Source organism: Erythrobacter sp. LQ02-29 (assembly GCF_022576075.2).
Classification (GTDB): domain Bacteria; phylum Pseudomonadota; class Alphaproteobacteria; order Sphingomonadales; family Sphingomonadaceae; genus Alteriqipengyuania.
Map to the genome: position 1 here is coordinate 212,795 of NZ_JANCNT010000001.1, position 16,386 is coordinate 229,180.

Sequence of the window (16,386 nt, forward strand, 5' to 3'; positions counted from 1 at the left end):
GGTGAGCGGGATTTGGTAGAGCGTTTCCTACCCCTGCAGCTGGTCGTGCACCGCAAGGTATTTCCTCGCATCGCGCGGACGGCGGAACAGCTTTCCGCGCTCGCTGAACAGCACCAGGAACAGGCTCAGCACGCTGCAACCGACCAGCGCGATGGCGAGCGGCAGCGCGGTCCCATCGTAGAGCTGCCCGATCGCGATGCCGAGCAGCGCGCCCAGCACCATGCGGATGAAGGTCTGGACCGAACTGGCCGACCCTGCGGTATGCTCGAAAGGCTGCATTGCGATGGAGCCGAAATTGGCACCGGTGAAGCCGAGCAGGCACAGATTGCCCGCCATCAGCGGCACGAACAGCCACAGCGATCCGGGCGCGAGCAGGGCGGCGGCGAGCTGCAAGCAGGCGATGGCAATGAAGGTCACGAGCGCGGTGTGGCTCACCCGCCGCGCGCCGAACCGCTCCACAATGCGCGAATTGACGAAGCTGGAGACGGCCAGCGTCGAGGCGGTCGCGCCGAAGATCAGCGGAAACGCCTCACCCGCACCGAAATGCTCGCCGATCAGCTGCTGGGCCGAATTGATGTAGCCGAACACCGCGCCGAAGGTCAGCCCGCTGCTGAGCACGTAGCCGATCGCGGCGCGCGTCTTCAGCGTCAGCGGGAGGGTGTGTAGCACGCTGCCGATATCGATCGGCTGGCGATCCTCCGGGCTGAGCGTTTCGGGCATGTGCCACGCCGCGAAGCCGCAGATCAGCGCGGAGAGAACGGCGAGCATCACGAACACCCACGGCCAGTCCGCCACCTCCAGCACCGCCTGCCCCACGCTGGGCGCGAGCACCGGCACGACCATGAAGACGATGAAGATCAGGCTGAGCAGCCGCGCCATCGCGTCGCCTTCGAACCGGTCGCGGATGATCGCGGCGGGCAGCACCACGATCCCGGCGGTGGCAAAACCCTGCAATCCGCGCAGCGCCAGCAATGCGGGGAAGCTGGGCGCAACCGCGCAGGCGAGCGAGCACAACGCGTAGAGCCCGAGGCATACGAACAGCACCGGGCGGCGACCGTACCGGTCGGCGAAACTGCCCGGCACCAGCGCGCCCAGCCCGTTGGCGAGCAGGTACACCCCGACCACAAGCTGACGCTGGTTGGGATCGGCAACGTCGAAAGCCGCCGCGATCTCGTCCAGGGCGGGCAGCATCGAATCGATCGCCAGCGCGTTGAGGCTCATGAGGCTGGCCATCAGCACCACGAACATGCCGCGCGAGATCGACCGGCCGGTGCCGAGCGAGGAATGGATGCGGGTGTCGGGGAGGGTCGCCATGCCATTGCCCTTGCCCCCGCAAACCGCGTGTGGGAACCCCTTTTCGCAGGTGCAGCATAAAGCGGCGGTTCTTCCACCATCTCGGTGCGAGCGCTAGAACGCGGATGTGAGCGATCCGCAGCCTATTCACGACGAGGACGACGAAGAGCGCGAGGCCGACGGTCTGCGCAAGATCATCCATGTCGATATGGACGCCTTCTTCGCCAGCGTCGAACAGCGCGACAATCCAGAGCTGCGCGGTCGCCCCGTCGCCGTCGGCGGGTCGAGCGGGCGGGGCGTGGTCGCCGCTGCCAGCTACGAGGCGCGCAAGTTCGGGGTGAAGAGCGCGATGCCATCGGTCACCGCCAAACGGCTGTGCCCCGACCTGATCTTCGTCAAAAGCCGCTTCGACGCCTATCGCGAGGTCAGCCGCCAGATCCGCGCGATCTTTCACGCCTACACCCCGCATGTCGAACCGCTGAGCCTGGACGAGGCCTATCTCGACGTGACCGAGGATCTGCAGGGTCTCGGCACCGCGACCCGCACGGCGCAGGCGATCCGCCGCCGCATCCGCGAGGAGACGCAGCTGACCGCTAGCGCGGGCGTGTCCTACAACAAGTTCCTGGCCAAGCTGGCGAGCGACCAGAACAAGCCCGACGGCATCTGCGTGATCCGCCCGGGCGAGGGCGCGGCCTTCGTCCAGTCGCTGCCGATCCGGCGCTTCCACGGCGTCGGCCCGCGGGCGGAGGAGAAGATGCAGCGGCTCGGCATCGCGACCGGGGCCGATTTGGCGGAGAAGGACACCGCCTGGCTGCGCGCCCATTTCGGCAGCTTCGGCGACTATCTCTTCCGCGCCGCGCGGGGCATCGACCTGCGCCCCGTGCGCACCAACCGCATCCGCAAGAGCGTGGGCGGGGAACGGACCTTTTCCGAAGACCAGTCGCATCCGGACGAACTGCGCGAGACGCTGGAGCGGATCATCGAGATCGTATGGGACCGGATCGAGCACAACAAAGCGCGCGGTCGCACGGTGACGCTGAAGCTGAAATACACCGATTTCCGCATCATCACCCGCGCGCAGTCGCTGGGCGATTATGTGGCGGACAAGGCGCAGTTCGCGGGCGTGGCGCGCGACTTGCTGGAGGCGCAACTGCCGCTGCCGCTGCCGATCCGGCTGATGGGGCTGACCCTGTCCAACCTGGAACGCGATGCGGGGGCGGAAGCCACGGAGCGCAAGCGCGACGATGCGCAGCTCTCGCTATTGTAAGCTACACTCAGTCCGGCGCGGTCCGCTCGCGATAGAGCCGCAGGCGCGCTTTCGACAGGGGCAACATGGGTTCGGGCAGCCCTGCGAGCGGGAAGAACGCATGCTCGGCGATCTCGCGCCGGTCGGGCGACACCGCGCCGTCGACCCGGGCGGCGAAGATATGCGCGGTATGCGTCGTGCCCGCCAGGTGCTCTTGCGTGCAGGCGATCTCGCGCAGGTCGACCAGATCGACCTTCAACTCCTCGCGCATCTCGCGCCGCGCCGCATCCGCAGGCGGTTCACCCTTGTCGATGCCGCCGCCGGGCACGGCCCAGTCTCCGGAGCCGTAGGTATGGCGCACCAGCAGGACGTGGCCGGCATCGTTCAGGACGATGACCGCCACCCCGTTCAGGTCGGGCTTCGCCACGCGGCGATAGATACGCCGGATGCGGTAGGCGACGCGCAGCCCGAGCCGGTGCAGCGGCGCGGGCAGGACCCGCCCCGCCAGGTTCTCGATCAGGCGAAGCACGTGACCGGCTGGCGCGCGGCGGAAAGCAGGCGCGCGACCGGCAGATCGTTCTCGCCCGCCAGCGCCGCTTCGAACACGGCCCGCTTGTCCGCCGAACCACCCAGCGTGAAGACGATCTCCTCGCTCGCCAGCAGGCTCGGCAGGGTCAGCGTGACGCGGTCGAACGGTGCCTCGGGCGGCAGCGGATCGGGCGTCAGCCGCCGGATCGGGGCGCTTTCCGAAACCTTGGGATCGGTATTGGGGAACAGCGACGCGGTGTGCCCGTCCGCCCCCATGCCGAGCCAGGCGAGCGCGAAGCGCGGCACCTGCTCCATCACGGTGAGCGTGACCACCTCGGCCCCGACCGGCTCGAATATCGCACGCAGCTTGCCGGTGTTGGAGGCCGGGTGATCTTCCGCCACCACGCGATCGTCGTTCGGCCACACTGTCACGCGCAACCAGTCCAGATCGTGGGTCACCAGCCTTTCCATGATCGGAAACGGGGTGGAGCCGCCGGGGACGGTGATCGCGATCGGCGCGCCGTCGCGCTCCAGCTCGCGGGCCAGGCGACGGGCGATCCAGCGTGCGATCTCTTCCGGCGTCGCGCCGCCGATGATGTCGGGAGTGGTCATGGCCGCGTCCTAGACGGCAAAAGGCCGCCGGGGGCAATCCCCACGGCGGCCAATCGCTTTACCAGCGGTGCAAAGCATTACTTGAGCGTCTGCCGCAGGAACCAGCAGCGTTCCTCCGCCATGTCGGTCCAGTCGTCGAGCAGACCGTCGGTGGCATTGTCGTTGGCCTTGTCGCACAGGTCCTTCAGGCCCTTCAGCCGCTTCACCATCGCGGTGTTGTCGGCGAGCAGTTCCTTGACCATCGTGTCCGCGTCCAGCGTGACGTCGTCCTGATCCTTCACCTGCGTGTTCTTGGCGACCGACCCGACCGAGGTAAGGGTAATCTCGTCCAGCTTGCGCACTCGCTCCGCCACGACGTCGATCTGGTCGCGGATTTCGATCGCCTGCTCGTCGAACAGCAGATGGAGGTCACGGAAACGCGGCCCCGCGAGGTGCCAGTGGAAATTCTTGGTCTTGATGAATAGCGCGATGTGATCGGCGAGAAGACGGTTCATCTCCTCCGCCAGTTCCTTGCGCGAATTGTCGCCTGCTGCGGCCATGTCGGTTTCCCTTTTTCGTATGTGATTGCGTCCCGTCGAATTTACACCTTCAGAACGCCCGGATGGTGATCGCGTTTCATGCAGAGCGATAATGAGTTCAATCGCCTCAATCGATTGTCACACCATTCCACGCGCCGACAATCCGATCACCGCGGCGCTCAGCAGAACCAGCCCGGCCAACACCAGCCGGATCGCGCGCAGCGGTGCCCGCTCCAAATTGGCGCCCGCGATATGGCCGACGGTCAGCGCCAGCCCGCCACCAAGCGCGCCCCCCGCAGCGACGAGCCACGGCAAGGCGGTCGCCGCGGCCAGCGCGAACACGAGGAAGCGGCCCGCATCGGTGATCTGGCGCGCGAGCAGCACGACGAAGGCGGCGAAGGCGGAATGCGTCGGCTCCTTCGGCCCGTGCTCGCGGTTGGGCCAGGCAAGTTCGAATGCGGCGGCGACCAGCGCGAAGGCGACCAGCATCGGCTTGCTCGGTCCCGCCAGCCGGTCCGCGATCGCGGCCCCCGCCCACGCCATCGCGCTGGCGGAGACGACCGCTGCAATCCAGCCCGCGACAAGTACGGCGGGGCCGGTACGCCCCGCCAGCCGCGCGACCAGCACTTGATCGCGCGCGCCGAGCGACAGCAGCAGCACGCCGGCGAACCCGAACAGGAAGGATGACATGCGGGCTCAGATATCGGGCAGGTGCTGATCGGCAAAGCCCCAGCCCGCGAGCGATTTGGACTGCGCACGGTCGAGCAGCACCTTCGCATCGCCGATATGGAAGCGCGCGGCGGTCTTGGTCTCCTTCAGTTCGCCCCACGCGATCGGCGCGGCGACCGGTGCGTTCTCCCGCGCCCGAGCCGAATAGGGCACGACCGCCGTGCTGCCGCGCTGGTTGCGCAGCCAGTCGATGAATATCTTCCCCTTGCGTTTCTCCTTGCTCATCGTGGCGACGAAGCGATCGGGCTCCGCCATGCTCAGTGCCTCGGCGAAGCGTTTGGAGAAATCCTTGTGCGCCGCCCAGGAATGCCCGGTGGCGAGCGGCACGATGACATGCACGCCCTTGCCGCCCGAAAGCATGGCGAAGCTGGTCAGCCCGATCTCCGCCAGCCGGTCGCGGATGTCGCGCGCGGCGCGCTTCACTTCCTCGAAATCGAGGCCCTCGTCGGGATCGAGATCGAAGATCATCCGGTCGGGTTTCTCCACCGCGCTGGATCGTGCGCCCCAGCCGTGGAACTCGATCGTCCCCATCTGGACGCATTGCAGCAGCCCGCGCGCGTCCTCGACATAGAGATAATCTTCGCTCCCGCCGTCCTTCTCCTTGATCGGGACATGCTTCACCCCGTCGCCGAAGCCGCCGCTGTCGTGTTTCTGGAAGAAGCATTTCTTCGCCCGGCCCTGCGGACAGCGCACCAGGCTGACCGGGCGGCGGCCGACGAAGGGGAGCATGATCGACGCGACGGCCTCGTAATAGTCGGCAAGGTCGCCCTTCGTCTCTCCGCTATCGGGGAAGATCACCCGGTCGCGGCTGGAGATTTCCACTCCGGCGGCCTCGTCGGGCGCGGACGAGGGCTTCTCGGGGGTCACGTCCTGCGCATCCTTGTCGCCGCGCAGGCCCAGGAAGCTGGCGTGGCGGACCTTCTCGTCGGCGGTGAATTCGGCAAAGGCGATTTCGGCCACTAGCCTGGGCGTCAGCCAGGTGACCTTGCGGCTGCTCGCCTTGTCGACCTCGGCGGGCGAGGTCTTGCGCTCCAACCGGCCCATCTTGCTCGCCAGTTCCTCCAGCGTGTCGCTGTCGAAACCGGTGCCGACATTGCCGCGATAGGTCAGCTCGCCGTCCTCGTGCTGCGCCAGCAACAGCGAGGCGAAGGGCCGCCCCTTGGCCGAACTCGCCTTGTAGCCGATGATCACGAATTCCTGTCGCCGCGTGCATTTGACCTTCACCCAGGCCTTCGTCCGGCTGCCGGAGTAGCGCGCCTCGACCTTTTTCGAGATGATGCCTTCCTGCCCCGCATCGCACATCGCGCGGTAGAGCTTCTCGCCCGCGCCGATCACATGCTGTGCGACGTGGACCGGCGGCTTGGCGTCGATCAGCAGCGCCTCGAGCCGCTCCTTGCGCTCGATATTGCTGAGCGGTGCCAGGCTCTCGCCATCGAGTTCGAGCAGGTCGAAAGCGTGCAGTTCCAGCGCGTCGTCTTCCCCTTGCGAACCGTGCCCGCGCTTCAGCACCTGTTGCAGCGTGGAGAAATCGGGGTTGCCCTTCGCATCGGTGGCCACGATCTCGCCGTCGATCAGGCATGGCGGCAGGTCGAGCGCGGCGATCGCCTCGACCAGAGGGGCGAACTTGTCGGTCCAGTCCTTGCCGGACCGGGTATAGACGGTGACTTGGTCGCCCGCAGCGGCGATCATGGCGCGGTATCCGTCGAACTTGATCTCGTGCATCCAGCCGTTCCCGGTCGGCACGGTGTCGACCAGCGTGGCGAGCTGGGGCTTGCTGAATTTCGGCGGTTTGCCGGATTTGCGCGAAGACTTCGCGGTCTTGGCCTTCGTGTTCCGGCTGGCCTTTTTCATCTGCGCGTCGAAGGCCTCGTCGCTCTTGTCCTCCAGCGAGAACTCCCCGTCCGCGTCCGCCGCGATCTCCGCCATGGAACGGCCCGATGCGACGCTGGTCAGCTCGCGATCGACCAGCGCGTCGCCCTCACCCGCATGTTCGTCGCCGATCTTGCGCAGCAGCCAGTTCTCGCGCTTCTCGTTCCCGCGCGGCTTCATCCGGACGAGCAGCCACTCGCCCTTCATCCGCTCGCCGTGCAGCACGAAATGCAGGTGACCGTCCTCCAGATCGGCGGCGCTCTTGCCCGCGATCGGTTCCCACGTCCCGCGGTCCCACAGCATCACGGCGCCGCCGCCATATTCATCCTCGGGAATGGTGCCTTCGAAATCGGAGTAGGACAGCGGATGGTCCTCGGTCCTGACCGCCAGCCGCTTGATATCGGGATCGGGCGAAGGCCCCTTCGTCACCGCCCAGCTCTTGAGCACGCCATCGACTTCCAGCCGGAAATCCCAATGCAGCCGCGTCGCGTCGTGCTTCTGCACGATGAAGCGATTGCCCGCCTCCTTGCCCCGCTCGCCCTTCGGCTCGCGCGTCTTCCGGAAGTCGCGCTTCCTGTTGTATTCGGCGAGCGGGTCGGCCTTAGCCATTACGCTCGTCCTTCAACCGGCGGCGTTCGCGGCCCAGCGGTTCGACCAGCCGCAGCAGGGTCAGCATTATCAGGCTAATGACCGCGCCCACCATCACCAGCGGCCACTGGCCCGCCCCGCAAGCGATGCCGATCACCGCGGCGAGCCACATATTGGCGGCGGTGGTGAGGTTGTGGACCCGCCCCCGGCTGAACACGATCAGACCCGCCCCGATAATGCCGACGAAGGCCCCGGTCGCTTCGTATACGCGCAGCGGGTCCATCCGCGCCCCGCCCAGCGTGTGGTAGAGCCCGATCGCACTGACCGTCATCGCCGAAGCCGCGACGCAGACCAGGCCGTGGGTCCGCATCCCGGCCGAATGCCCTCGCAATTCGCGGTCGAGCCCCAGCAGCAGGCCGAGTACCGCCGCGACTGCGATCCGCGCGATCAGATTGGCATCGAACCAGCCGGAAAGGATCGGCGGATTGAGTTCCATCAGGCGCTCTTCTTCTTTCCGGTCGAGGAACCGCTCGCCTTCTTCTTCTTCGCCGGCTTGTCGTCGTCGACCGATTTTTTGAGCGCGGCCATCAGGTCGATCACGTTCCCGCCGCTGCCGGAGCCGGGTTCGTCGACATCTTCGATAATCGCCTTCTTGGTCTTGGACTTCGCCTTCTTGTCTATCAACTTCTTGAGGGCGTCGGCATAGCGGTCGTGGAACTCGCTCGCATCGAAGGGGGCGGTCTTCTTCTCGATCAGCGTTTCGGCCAGGTCGAGCAGTTCCTTGTCCGGTTTGTCGTCGCCGATCTCGCCGAAGAAGGACTGGCCCTTCCGCACCTCGTCGGCATAACGCAGCGTTTCCAGCAACATACCCTTGCCGCAGGGTTTGAGCGCGACGAGCTTCTCCTGCCCGCGCACCGACAACTGGCCGAGCCCCACCCGGCCCGCGCCGCGCAGGGCCTCGCGCAGGACGATGAACGCCTCCTCCGCCAGATCGTCGGCGGGGACGACGAAATAGGGTTTTTCGAAATAGAGCGGGTCGATCTCGCAGCTCTGCACGAACTGCACGAGTTCGAGCGTCTTCTTGCTCTCGACCTTGACCGATTCGATCTCCTCGTCCTCCAGCAGGACGTAGTTGTTCTTCGACAGCTCGTACCCGCGGATGATGTCGTCGCGATCGACCGGGCCGACACCCTCGACCACCTTTTCGTAGGAGATGCGTTTGCCCGTCGGTTCGTGGATCTGGTTGAACGAGACGCGCGCGCCGGACTTCGCGGCGGAGTAGATTTCCACTGGGATCGAAACCAGCGCCAGCCTGATCTGCCCCTGCCAATATGCGCGTGCCGCCATGGTCGTCCCCTGTTCTTGCCGGGGAGTCAGCGATTCAACGCGGGATTGGTTTCGCGTCAGCTATCGGGCGCGCCGAAGCCTCCGCCGCTTGGGGTCAGGATGACGAAGCTATCGCCCGGCTGCATCTCGGCCGAACCAGTCGCGCCCAGTTCCTCCACTGAACCATCGGCGCGCTCGACCCAATTGCGGCCCGGCTGCGCGTTGCCGCCTCCCGCGAGCCCGCGCGGCGCGATCTCGCGACGGTTGGCGAGGATGTTGGCGCGCATCGGTTCGAGGAAGGTCACGCGTCTTTCCACCCCGTCGCCGCCCCGGTGCCTGCCCGCGCCGCCCGAGCCGCGCCTGATGGCGAAGCGGTCGAGCCGCACCGGCAGCCGCGTCTCGAGGATTTCGGGATCGGTCAACCGGCTGTTGGTCATGTGCGTCTGCACCGCCGCCGTTCCGTCATGGTCCGGACCCGCGCCCGATCCGCCGGCGATGGTCTCGTAATACTGGTGCCGCTCGTTGCCGAAGGTGAAGTTGTTCATTGTGCCCTGGCTCGGCGCGAGGCGGCCGGTCGCCGCGAACAGCGTGTCGGTGACCACCTGGCTGGTTTCGACATTCCCCGCGACCACCGCGGCGGGCGGTCGGGGATTGAGCATCGACCCTTCCGGCACGACCAGCTCGATCGGGCGCAAGCAGCCGTCGTTCATGGGGATGGTATCGTCGATCAGCGTGCGCACGACATAGAGCGCGGCGGCGCGGGTGATCGAACGCGGGGCGTTGAAATTGCCCGGCAACTGCTCGCTGGTGCCGGTGAAATTGAACACCGCCGAACGCGCTTCGCCATCGACGCGGATCGCCACGCTGACCTGCGCGCCGTTGTCCATCGGGTAAGTGAATTCGCCGTCGCGAAGCCCGCCGAGCAAGCGACGCACCGATCCTTCTGCATTGGAGAGTACGTGCCCCATATAGGCGGTCAGCACCTCGGCCCCGTGCTCGTTCGCAGCGCCGCCCAGTAATTGCGAGCCACGGGTACAGGCCGCGAGCTGGGCGCGCAGGTCCGACAGGTTGCGCGAGGGCTGGCGCGCCGGCCATTTCGCATCGGCCAGTGCGGCGCGGATCGCGTCCTCGCGCAGTTCGCCATCCTCCGCGATCAGCAGGTTGTCGATCAGCACGCCCTCTTCCTCGATCCGCGTGCTTTCTGGCGGCATGGAGCCCGGCGCGATCCCGCCGATATCAGCATGGTGCCCACGTGCGGCGACGAAGCCATCGGGCGTATGGCTTTCGTCGCGCCAGAATACGGGCACGATCACGGTGATGTCGGGCAGGTGCGTGCCGCCGCGATAGGGATCGTTCAGCGCATAGGCATCGCCGCGCCGCATTCCGCGCCCGTCCGCTGCGTCGCCCCGCGCCTCTATGATGCGGCGGATCGAATCCCCCATGCTGCCCAGATGCACCGGGATATGCGGCGCGTTCGCGATCAGCGCCCCTTCCGCGTCGAAGAGGGCGCAGGAGAAATCGAGCCGTTCCTTGATATTCACACTGGTGGCGGTCGATTGCAGGACCAGCCCCATCTCCTCCGCGATGACCATGAACAGGTTGTTGAAGATCTCCAGCCGAACCGGATCGGCGGCGGTGCCTTCCGCGCGCCGGTCCGGTCGTGCCGCGACGCGGGCGAGAACGAGGCTGTTGTCCTGGGCCAGCCGCGCTTCCCAGCCGGGCTCGATCACGGTGGTGGAGCCGGGATCGACCACCAGCGCGGGGCCGACGACGGGATCGCCAGTGGCCATGTCGGCGCGCTCGACCGTGCGCCATTCGCCGCTTGCCTGACCGCCGACGGGCAGCGCTTCGGGCTCCAGCCCGGCGAGGCCGCCGACCGTGCCTGCCGCTTCGACGCTCAGCGCTTCGAGCAGGATCGGCGCGTTGGCATCGCTGTAGCCGAATTGGGCGCGGTGCAGGTCGCGGAACGCCGCGTCCATGTGGGCCGGATCGGTGCAGTCGAGCGTCAGCGTGCTGTCGCTGCCTTCGAACCGCAACCGCGCCTTGGGCGTGAGCTCGATCGCATCCTCGGGCACGCCCTGATCGATCAGCGCCGCGCGCGCCTCGCCCTCCAGAGCCGTGCGCTCGGCATCGAAGCCCTTCATCAGCGGGCGCACCACGCTGCGCTCGCGGATCGCCTTCACCGGGGCAAGGCCGATGCCGTAGGCCGACAGTACGCTGGCGAGCGGGTGGACCAGCACCGTGTCGATCCCCAGCTCGTCCGCCACCCGCGCGGCGTGCTGGCCGCCGGCCCCGCCGAAGCAGGCGAGCGCGTAGCGGGTGACGTCGTGCCCGCGCGCGACGCTGATTTTGCGGATCGCGTTGGCCATGTTGTCGATCGCGATGGCGAGGAACCCTTCGGCGATCTCCTCCAGCGGCAACGGTTCGTCCATAGTCGCCGCGATCGCCTCCAGCCGGGCGCGCGAGGCCGCCGGATCGAGCGGCGATGCACCATCCTCTCCGAACACTTGCGGGAAAAAAGCCGGGTCCAACCGCCCCAGGAACAGGTTGCAGTCGGTCACCGTCAGCGGCCCGCCCTTGCCGTAGCAGGCCGGCCCCGGATCGGCCCCGGCGCTACCCGGCCCGACGCGGAACCGCGCGCCGTCATAGGCGCAGATCGAGCCGCCGCCCGCCGCAACGGTATGGATTTTCATCGCCGGTGCCGCGACCCGCACGCCCGCGATTACCTCGTCCCCGGTCAGCTCGTACTCGCACGCGTAATGGCATACGTCGGTGCTGGTCCCGCCCATGTCGAAGCCGATCAGCCGACCACACCCCAGCGCCTGCGCCGAAGCGACCATCCCGACCACGCCGCCCGCCGGACCCGACAGGATCGCGTCCTTGCCGCGAAACGCGCTGGCCGCCGCGAGCCCGCCATTCGACTGCATGAACGCAAGCCGCCCGTGCTCGGGCAGTCCTGCGCGCAGCCCGTCGACATAGCGATCGAGCACCGGCGAGAGATAGGCGTCGACCACCGTCGTATCGCCGCGCGGCACCAGCTTGATCAGCGGTGCGACCTCGTGGCTGACGCTGACCTGCGCGAAGCCAAGCTCGCGCGCGATCCGCGCTACCAGCCCCTCGTGATCGGTGTAGCGCCAGCCATGCATCAGCACGATGGCGAGCGCGTCGAACCCGTCATCGCGCAGCGCCTGCAATTGCGTGCGCACCGCGTCCGGATCGGGCGCTTCCAGAACCGTTCCGTCCGCACCCACCCGCTCGGCGATCTCGATCACGGTTTCGGGCAATTGCTCCGGCAGGACGATGTGGCGTGCGAAGATATCGGGCCGGGCCTGGTTGCCGATCCGCAGCGCATCGGCGAAACCGCGCGTGATGGCGAGCGCCAGACGCTCCCCCTCCCGCTCCAGCAGGGCATTGGTCGCGACGGTGGTGCCGATCCGCAGCTCCGCGATCGGACCCTCGCCGTGTTCGGCCATCAGCCGCCGGACCGCCTCGCTCGCCGCGTCGTCGTAGGGCTCCGGGTCTTCCGACAGCAGCTTGTGCGTGACCAGCCGCCCACCGGGCGTCGTCGCCACCACATCGGTGAAAGTCCCCCCACGGTCGATCGCGAAGCGCCATGCCTTGTTTTGTGCCATGCCCCCTTCCCTCGCATTCGAGCACCCGAAAGGAAAGGCCGGGTACAGAAGATCAAAGCACCCGCGACCGGCGCGCCGAAATTTGCTATTCCGACCCGCCCGCCAAATGGCTATTGGGCAGCGACCCAAATCCGCCCCTCATCCCACTATCCGCGTGCGCCCATGTCTCGATCATCAGCGCTGGAGACGGAATTCGCAGCCAATCGCGCCAAACTGCTGCGTTTCCTCGTTGCGCGAGGGGCCGGTGACGCAGCGGAAGATCTGGTCCAGGAACTGTGGCTGAAGCTTTCGCGAACGGGCGACCCGGCGGCGGCCGCTTCCCTCGGCTACATGATGCGCGCAGCCGATCGCCTGATGATCGATCGCTTTCGTTCAGCGCGCCAGGCGGTGCTTCGCGATACGAGCTGGGCCGCCTCGCAACCCGGTTTCGCCGAACGGACCAGCGCCGAACCGTCCGCCGATCGCGTGATCGAAAGTCGCCAGCACGCACGCTTGGTCGCAGCCGCGCTGAACGCAATCTCGCCGCGCGCCGCCGCCGTGTTCCGCCGCCACCGCATCGACAATGTCTCGCAGCGGGAGATTGCGGACGAATTCGCGATCAGCCTCAGTACCGTGGAAAGCGACATGCGGATCGCGGGCCGCGCCATCCTGGACGTCAGGAGGCAAATCGATGAGGGGTGAGCCGATCGTCTCCGTATTGCGTACAGGAGGAGCCGCCCATGCAGGCTGACGACGAGATGCGCGAGACTGCCCTGGACTGGGCGATCCGGACCCGCGACGCCGGGTTCGAGGACTGGGACGGCTTCACGCTGTGGTTGGAGCGCGATCCCGCCCACGCGCGTGCCTATGACGCGATTGCCGCGGACCTCGACGCGGCAGCCGAGGCGCTGCGGGATGGGCCGGACGGCGAGGACGCGGGGATCGTCGCGGCCAACGATGACGACGATCGCCCCACAGCGCCTGTCTGGAAGCGCCGCTGGTTCGCGCCCGCCCTTGCCGCATCGCTCGCGGTGGTGGCATTCTTCGGCTTCTGGCAACGACCGGAAAGCGGGGACCAGCTCTACGTTACGGCTCCGGGCGAGACGCGGCAGATCGCGCTTGAAGATGGCAGCACGATCGAACTCGCGGGGGACACGCAGGTTTCGCTCGACGCAGAGAATGCGCGCGCCGCCCGGCTCGATCACGGGCAGGCACTTTTCCGCATCCGCCACGACGCGGCCAACCCCTTTCGCGTGCTTGCCGGCAAGGATACGCTGGTCGATGCCGGGACGGTGTTCGATGTGCGGCTCGGTCCGGAAAGTCTGGAGGTCGGCGTTGCCGAAGGTGCGGTAATCGTCAATCCGACCGGTCAGCGGCTGGAGCTTGCCGCGGGTCGCCACCTGACGCGCATCGACGATACGTACACGGTCAGCGCGTTCGCGCCAGGCGAAGTCGGCGAATGGGCGCAGGGTCGCATCACCTTCCACGAGGCGACCCTCGCCCGGATCGCGGCCGACCTGTCCCGCGCCACCGGGACACCCTTCACGGCGGCAGGAGAAACCAAGCAGCTTCGGCTTTCCGGCAGTATCCTGGTCGAGCCGGTCCGCGACGATCCGCGCGCGCTCGAGCCCCTGTTGGGTATCCGCGTGACACGCGACGGGCAGAACTGGAAGCTTTCGGCAGAGTGAGACTGCGCTGCATCTGGTTCTTGTGCGCCGCCCCGGTGGCGCTCGGCAGCACGGCTGCCATGGCGCGCGAGGCCGACCTGGCCGTCCCGGGCGGAACGCTGTCCGAGGTCGCGATCGCCGTCGCGCGCAAGACCGGCAGCAGCATCGTCATCGCCGACCGCGCGGTGGCGCGGCGCAGGGTGGCGGGGGTGCACGGTCGGATGGACGCAGCCGCCGCGGTGGACGCCATCGCACGGCGCAATGGCCTGAAAGCGGTCCGGGTCGGAACGAACGCATGGCGGCTCGAGGCCCGCGATCCCCCACCCCCGGCGAAACGCCAGCCTCGCCAGAGCAGCAAACAGATGCCGCCACCTCCTCCGCCCATCGTGCAGGAGATTACCGAAGGCCCACCGATCATCGTGATCGCCAGCAAGCGCGAGTCGCGCCTGCGCGATCTGCCGGGGCAGGTCTCCCTGCTCGACGGTCAGAGCCTGGAACTGGGTGGGGTCGGCGGGACCGAGAAGATCGCACAACGGATCGCGACCGTCAGTTCCACCTATCTGGGCAGCGGGCGCAACAAGCTGTTCATTCGCGGCATCGCCGATTCCAGCTTTACCGGCCCCACCCAGGCGACGGTCGGGCAATATCTGGGCGATCTGCGCCTGAGCTACAACGCGCCCGATCCCGACCTGCGGCTGTCCGACATGGAGCGGGTCGAGGTGCTGGAGGGGCCGCAGGGAACCCTTTACGGGGCCGGGTCGCTCGGCGGCATCATCCGTCTGGTCCCCAATGCCCCCGAATTCGGCGAGACGACCTTCTCCGCGATCGTCGGGGGCTCGGCGGTCAGCCACGGCTCGCCGGGGTTCGACACACATGCGACATTGAACCTGCCCGTGGCCGCGGGGGCGGCCCTGCGGCTGAACGGCGATCTGGTTTCGCAGGGCGGCTATATCGACAAGCCCTATCTGAGTCGGCGCGATGTGGACCGCACACGGATCGCGGCAGGTCGGGCGGCCCTGCGCGTGGAACTGGCTCCAGACTGGACGATCGACCTGCTGGCGCTGGGGCAGGATACCGATGCCCGCGACAGCCAGTATGCCGACCGCGACAGTGCCGGACTGGTAAGCTCCGCGCGCGTGCAGGAGGGGGCACGCGCGACCTACGGCCACGGCCAGATCGTGATCTCCGGGCGGATCGGCGCGGTCAGGCTGCGATCGTCCACGGGCGTGGCGGGGCAGAACCTGCGCGAACGCTACGACGCCACCACTCCGGGCGACCCGGCGCGGCTGTTCGTCCAGAACAACGACACCCGGATGATTGCGAACGAGACCCGCGTCTGGCAGCCGCTCGGCGAGCGCTTCGGCTGGCTGATCGGGGGCAGCTTCCTGCACAACCGTACCCAGCTGACCCGCTCGCTGGGCACGGACGGTGCGTCGATGGTGAGCACAGGCGTGCTCAATACGATCGACGAACTGACCGGCTATGGCGAGGCGAGCCTGCGCCTGTTCGGTCCGGTCATCGCGTCAGCCGGACTGCGCGCGACCCGGGCGCACCTTGGCGGGGCGGGCGAGGACGTCGCCCCCCAACTCGCGCTCGCCGGGCGCGAGATCACGGCGCGCCGCGACGAGACCGCTTATCTTCCGTCGGCTTCGCTGCTGGTCCAGGTGGCACCCCGCGGGCGCATATATGCGCGTTACCAGGAGGGGTTCCGGCCCGGCGGCCTGGCAGTTGCGGGGGCGTTCGTCAGCCGGTTCCGGTCCGATCATGTCTCCACGATGGAGATCGGCGGGGCCATCGGCGAACCGGGTCGGGGCACGTTCGATCTGGCCGCCAACCTGTCCTATACCGACTGGCAGAACATCCAAGCGGACTTCATCGACATCACCGGCCTGCCGACGACCGCCAATGTCGGCGACGGAAGGATCTGGGCGGTGAGCGTTTCGGGTGGAGCGCGCCTCGCGCCGCGCCTGAAGCTGGAATTCGGAGCAAGCTACAACGACAGCCGGGTTGACGAGCCGGTCTATGCCAACGCCGCGCGCCTGTCCCAGATCCCCAATATCGCGCGCTTCTCGGGCCGCCTCGCCCTGAAATGGAGCCACGATCTGACGGACGATCTGCGGCTCGATGCGAGAGGGCGGGTCAACTATATCGGCCCGTCACGGCTTGGCGTGGGTCCCGATCTGGGTGAGTTGCAGGGCGACTATCTCGACACCGGGGTGGTGGTGCGCGTGGGCAGCGACCGGTTCGGCGTGACCGCCTCGATCAACAATCTAGCAGACACGCGTGGCAATCGCTTCGCGCTCGGTACGCCGTTCGCCACCGGGCGCGAGCAGGTCACGCCGCTGGAGCCGCGAACGGTGCGGATCGGGTTCGACGCGCGGTTCTGAACGCGGTCGGAA

The 16,386-nt window shown here is 67.5% G+C and carries 13 protein-coding genes; 4 read left to right on the plus strand and 9 right to left on the minus strand.

What is annotated here, in order from left to right:
* Nucleotides 1-27: 27 nt before the first annotated feature.
* Entirely contained in the window at nucleotides 28-1,314 is a 1,287-nt protein-coding gene (locus MKP08_RS01045) for a multidrug effflux MFS transporter (protein WP_241554526.1), read from the minus strand.
* Nucleotides 1,315-1,420: 106 nt separating this feature from the next.
* Here MKP08_RS01045 and dinB point away from each other — a divergent pair, with 106 nt between their 5' ends.
* Nucleotides 1,421-2,560 (plus strand): DNA polymerase IV, encoded by a 1,140-nt coding sequence (gene dinB, locus MKP08_RS01050; protein WP_241554527.1) that lies wholly within the window; start codon nucleotides 1,421-1,423, stop codon nucleotides 2,558-2,560.
* Between the two features lie 7 nt (nucleotides 2,561-2,567).
* Here the strand turns inward: dinB and MKP08_RS01055 are convergent, their stop codons facing one another.
* From MKP08_RS01055 to MKP08_RS01090, 8 genes are all read right to left on the minus strand, one after another.
* On the minus strand, nucleotides 2,568-3,068 hold the full coding sequence (locus MKP08_RS01055) for an NUDIX domain-containing protein (protein WP_241554528.1): 501 nt from the start codon (nucleotides 3,066-3,068) through the stop codon (nucleotides 2,568-2,570).
* Nucleotides 3,056-3,679 (minus strand): 6-phosphogluconolactonase, encoded by a 624-nt coding sequence (locus MKP08_RS01060; protein WP_241554529.1) that lies wholly within the window; start codon nucleotides 3,677-3,679, stop codon nucleotides 3,056-3,058. The genes MKP08_RS01055 and MKP08_RS01060 overlap by 13 nt, the downstream gene beginning before the upstream one ends.
* 77 nt (nucleotides 3,680-3,756) lie before the next feature.
* Nucleotides 3,757-4,218 carry a Dps family protein gene (locus MKP08_RS01065; RefSeq protein WP_215227391.1) on the minus strand — a complete coding sequence of 154 codons (462 nt, stop codon included), beginning with the start codon at nucleotides 4,216-4,218 and terminating at the stop codon, nucleotides 3,757-3,759.
* Between the two features lie 117 nt (nucleotides 4,219-4,335).
* Nucleotides 4,336-4,887, minus strand: a complete 552-nt coding sequence (locus MKP08_RS01070) for a hypothetical protein (protein WP_241554530.1) — start codon at nucleotides 4,885-4,887, stop codon at nucleotides 4,336-4,338.
* Nucleotides 4,888-4,893: 6 nt separating this feature from the next.
* Entirely contained in the window at nucleotides 4,894-7,404 is a 2,511-nt protein-coding gene (gene ligD, locus MKP08_RS01075; protein ID WP_241554531.1) for a DNA ligase D, read from the minus strand.
* A complete protein-coding gene (locus tag MKP08_RS01080; protein ID WP_241554532.1) occupies nucleotides 7,397-7,879 on the minus strand; it encodes an MgtC/SapB family protein in 483 nt (160 codons plus the stop codon). The genes ligD and MKP08_RS01080 overlap by 8 nt, the downstream gene beginning before the upstream one ends.
* A complete protein-coding gene (locus MKP08_RS01085) occupies nucleotides 7,879-8,730 on the minus strand; it encodes a Ku protein (RefSeq protein ID WP_241554533.1) in 852 nt (283 codons plus the stop codon). Before MKP08_RS01085 ends, MKP08_RS01080 begins: the two co-directional genes overlap by 1 nt.
* Nucleotides 8,731-8,786: 56 nt before the next feature.
* A complete protein-coding gene (locus tag MKP08_RS01090) occupies nucleotides 8,787-12,341 on the minus strand; it encodes a hydantoinase B/oxoprolinase family protein (RefSeq protein ID WP_241554534.1) in 3,555 nt (1,184 codons plus the stop codon).
* Nucleotides 12,342-12,503: 162 nt separating this feature from the next.
* Here MKP08_RS01090 and MKP08_RS01095 point away from each other — a divergent pair, with 162 nt between their 5' ends.
* Genes MKP08_RS01095 through MKP08_RS01105 form a run of 3 tightly spaced genes read left to right on the plus strand, consistent with a single transcriptional unit; the run spans nucleotide 12,504 to nucleotide 16,374 of the window.
* Nucleotides 12,504-13,022 carry an RNA polymerase sigma factor gene (locus tag MKP08_RS01095; RefSeq protein WP_241554535.1) on the plus strand — a complete coding sequence of 173 codons (519 nt, stop codon included), beginning with the start codon at nucleotides 12,504-12,506 and terminating at the stop codon, nucleotides 13,020-13,022.
* Nucleotides 13,023-13,060: 38 nt separating this feature from the next.
* The gene (locus MKP08_RS01100; RefSeq protein WP_241554536.1) at nucleotides 13,061-14,008 is read left to right on the plus strand and encodes a FecR family protein; all 948 of its coding nucleotides are present in this window, start codon (nucleotides 13,061-13,063) and stop codon (nucleotides 14,006-14,008) included.
* Nucleotides 14,005-16,374: a TonB-dependent receptor gene (locus MKP08_RS01105; RefSeq protein ID WP_373418058.1), complete on the plus strand. Its 2,370-nt coding sequence runs from the start codon at nucleotides 14,005-14,007 to the stop codon at nucleotides 16,372-16,374. The genes MKP08_RS01100 and MKP08_RS01105 overlap by 4 nt, the downstream gene beginning before the upstream one ends.
* The last annotated feature ends 12 nt before the right edge of the window (nucleotides 16,375-16,386 follow it).

Coding starts and splice junctions, on each gene's coding strand:
- ligD (WP_241554531.1), bottom strand. CDS start 7,404: ATGGCTAAGGCCGACCCGCTCGCCGAATACAACAGGAAGCGCGACTTC.
- MKP08_RS01100 (WP_241554536.1), top strand. CDS start 13,061: ATGCAGGCTGACGACGAGATGCGCGAGACTGCCCTGGACTGGGCGATC.
- MKP08_RS01065 (WP_215227391.1), bottom strand. CDS start 4,218: ATGGCCGCAGCAGGCGACAATTCGCGCAAGGAACTGGCGGAGGAGATG.
- MKP08_RS01090 (WP_241554534.1), bottom strand. CDS start 12,341: ATGGCACAAAACAAGGCATGGCGCTTCGCGATCGACCGTGGGGGGACT.
- MKP08_RS01060 (WP_241554529.1), bottom strand. CDS start 3,679: ATGACCACTCCCGACATCATCGGCGGCGCGACGCCGGAAGAGATCGCA.
- MKP08_RS01095 (WP_241554535.1), top strand. CDS start 12,504: ATGTCTCGATCATCAGCGCTGGAGACGGAATTCGCAGCCAATCGCGCC.
- MKP08_RS01080 (WP_241554532.1), bottom strand. CDS start 7,879: ATGGAACTCAATCCGCCGATCCTTTCCGGCTGGTTCGATGCCAATCTG.
- MKP08_RS01070 (WP_241554530.1), bottom strand. CDS start 4,887: ATGTCATCCTTCCTGTTCGGGTTCGCCGGCGTGCTGCTGCTGTCGCTC.
- MKP08_RS01085 (WP_241554533.1), bottom strand. CDS start 8,730: ATGGCGGCACGCGCATATTGGCAGGGGCAGATCAGGCTGGCGCTGGTT.
- MKP08_RS01045 (WP_241554526.1), bottom strand. CDS start 1,314: ATGGCGACCCTCCCCGACACCCGCATCCATTCCTCGCTCGGCACCGGC.